The organism is Inquilinus limosus MP06 (assembly GCF_000767795.1).
In the GTDB taxonomy this organism is placed as follows: Bacteria; Pseudomonadota; Alphaproteobacteria; order DSM-16000; family Inquilinaceae; genus Inquilinus; species Inquilinus limosus_E.
The window spans coordinates 1-2,446 of record NZ_JANX01000754.1; the positions used below are offsets into that span (position 1 = coordinate 1).

Consider the following 2,446-nt stretch of genomic DNA (forward strand, 5'->3'; position numbering starts at 1 on the left):
CGGGCGATCTCCTCCAGCCCGTCCTGCGGCCGGTAGGCGCGGCCGGGGTCGCCCAGCAGCACGGTCTTGCCGGCGCCGGCCAGGGCGCGCAGCCAGGGCATGACCCGGTCAGACATCGGCTTCTCGTAGCAGACGTCGCCGGCGGTCACGATGTCGAACCCGTCCAGCGGGTCGCCGATCCGGTCGCCGCTGTCGGCCGCGACCGCGCAGCCATTCGCCGCCGCGTTCAGCCGGATCGCCGCCACCGCGATCGGGTCGATCTCCGCCGCCGTCACCGCGGCGGCGCCGGCCCGGGAAGCGGCCAGGGCGACGATGCCGGAGCCGGCGGCGAAGTCGAACACCCGCTTCCCGGCCACGCTGTCCGGACGATCCAGGATGTGTCGCGCCACCGCCTGGCCGCCGACCCAGGCGAAGGCCCAGTAGGGCGGCGGCAGGCCGGTGCGGCACAGTGTCTCCTCGGTCGCCTGCCACAGCGGCGTCACTTCGCTGGCGAGGTGCAGAACCAGCTCGGGCAGCAGGGGCGTGCGGGTCGGCGCCGTGTTGGCGCGGATGAAGGCATCGATGTCGTCCATGGCCGCCCTTCCTATCCTGCAGGGCGGCGATGAGCCACGGACTCTTGATGTCGCGCGCCGGAATGCGGAAGATTCGCTCAACGGCGACGGCACGGATCGTCGCTGCAGATGAGGAAACGAGCGAGATGGCGACCCGCCATGCCCCGGCCCGGCCGAAGGACGGCCCGGCCGAAGAGGAGATCGGGGAGTGTAGTTCCCCGCCCTGCTACCTGCATGAGATCGACCCGGCCTATGCCGGGCTGGACCCGAAGCCGAAGGCCGAGCCCAAGCCGCGGAAGCGCGGCGAGGCGGGCTCATGATCCGGGTCAAGCGCGTCTACGACCCGCCCGAGGAGGGCGACGGTTTCCGCGTCCTGGTTGACCGGCTGTGGCCGCGCGGCCTGACCAAGGACGAGGCCGCGCTCGACCTCTGGCTCAAGACTGTGGCGCCGAGCGACGAGTTGCGCCGCTGGCTGCATGCCGCGCCGGAGAAATGGCCGGAATTCTGCCATCGCTACACGGCCGAGCTGGACGCCCATCCCAACGCGGTGGCCTTCCTGCGGCAGAAGAGCAAGGACGGCTGGGTGACGCTGCTCTATGCCAGCCGTGACGAGCGGCACAACAACGCGGTCGTCCTGGCCAAGTATCTCGGCGGCTGATCAGGCGAAGGCGCGCCCGGCGAAGAGGCCGGCCAGCACCAGGAGGCCGAACCAGCGGTTCGAGTTGAACTTGGCCAGGCAGTCGGCCGGCCGGTCGGGGACCAGCGCCGCCACCTGCCAGGCCAGCTGCGCCGCGGCGAGCGCCAATGGCATGAGGAAGGGCAGGGGCGCCAGCCCGGCCAGCAGCCCGGCGGCACCGATGCCAAGCACGGTCAGCGCGTAGAAGCCCGCCACCCAGCGCCGGGTGGCGGCGCCGAACAGCCGCGCGGTCGATTTGAGGCCGATGCGGGCGTCGTCCTCGATGTCCTGCAGCGCGTAGATCGTGTCATAGCCCAGGGTCCAGCAGATGCCGGCGGCGAACAGGATCAGCGACGGCAGGGCCAGCCCGCCGGTCACCGCGGTCCAGCCGACCAGCGCGCCCCAGTTGAAGGCCAGGCCCAGGAAGAACTGCGGCCACCAGGTGATCCGCTTCATCAGCGGATAGGTGAACACCACCAGCAGCGAGGCGATGCCCAGCCCGACGGTGACGCTGTTGAACTGGACCAGGATCAGGAAGCCCAGCAGCAGCTGGGCGATCAGGAACAGCACCGCCTGGGTCGGGCTGACCGCGCCGCTGGGGATCGGCCGGGTGCGGGTGCGCGCCACCCGGCCGTCGAAGTCGCGGTCCAGGATGTCGTTCACCGTGCAGCCGGCGCCGCGCATCACCAGCGCGCCGACGGCGAACAGGAGCATGTACCAGAGATCGGTCCAGCCGAACCCCGCCGCCCTGGGCGCCATCGCCAGCCCCCACCAGCAGGGGTAGAGCAGCAGCATGACCGGCTTCGGCCGGTCCAGCCGGGCCAGGGTCAGGTATGGCCGGACGCCGGGCGGCGCCCAGCGGAGCAGCCGGCTCTGGGGCCGGATGTCGGAGGCGGTGTCGATCATGGTCCTGTCGCCGATCGCGCGTGCTGGCGCATCAGTACCGCCGTTGCGGGCTGCCGGCAAAGGCCGAGATCGACGCTGCGCTCAAGGATGCGTCGTCGGCGCCGAGCTGCGCCTTCCGCGCCGCATCGCCTGCGGCGGCTGGCCGAAGCAGCGCAGGAAGGCCCGGCGCATCCGTTCCGGGTCGCTGAAGCCGACGTCCCGCGCCACAGCCTCGATCGGCTCGGCGCCGTCCTCGATCCGCGGCCGGGCCGCCTCGGCGCGCAGCCGCTCCACCGCCTTCGGCCGGGGTCTGCCCGGTCTCGGCCAGGAAGGC

At 72.0% G+C, this 2,446-nt stretch carries 5 protein-coding genes; 2 read left to right on the forward strand and 3 right to left on the reverse strand.

Features of this window, described 5'->3' with window-relative positions; genetic code table 11:
• On the reverse strand, window positions 1–572 hold a 572-nt coding region (locus P409_RS31900), incomplete at its 3' end, for a class I SAM-dependent methyltransferase (protein ID WP_034848087.1).
• Window positions 573–697: 125 nt separating this feature from the next.
• Here P409_RS31900 and P409_RS39540 point away from each other — a divergent pair.
• Window positions 698–871, forward strand: a complete 174-nt coding sequence (locus P409_RS39540) for a hypothetical protein (RefSeq protein WP_161790509.1) — start codon at window positions 698–700, stop codon at window positions 869–871.
• The gene (locus P409_RS31905) at window positions 868–1,209 is read left to right on the forward strand and encodes a DUF488 domain-containing protein (RefSeq protein ID WP_034848089.1); all 342 of its coding nucleotides are present in this window, start codon (window positions 868–870) and stop codon (window positions 1,207–1,209) included. The genes P409_RS39540 and P409_RS31905 overlap by 4 nt, the downstream gene beginning before the upstream one ends.
• On the opposite strand, the gene ubiA is transcribed toward P409_RS31905, so the two are convergent.
• Complete coding sequence (gene ubiA, locus P409_RS31910) at window positions 1,210–2,133, reverse strand: 4-hydroxybenzoate octaprenyltransferase (protein ID WP_034848091.1); 924 nt, start codon at window positions 2,131–2,133, stop codon at window positions 1,210–1,212. It abuts the gene before it with no gap.
• An 81-nt stretch (window positions 2,134–2,214) separates the two neighbouring features.
• Window positions 2,215–2,446 (reverse strand): helix-turn-helix domain-containing protein (locus P409_RS31915; RefSeq protein WP_430515672.1); only part of this gene is annotated, 232 nt, incomplete at its 5' end.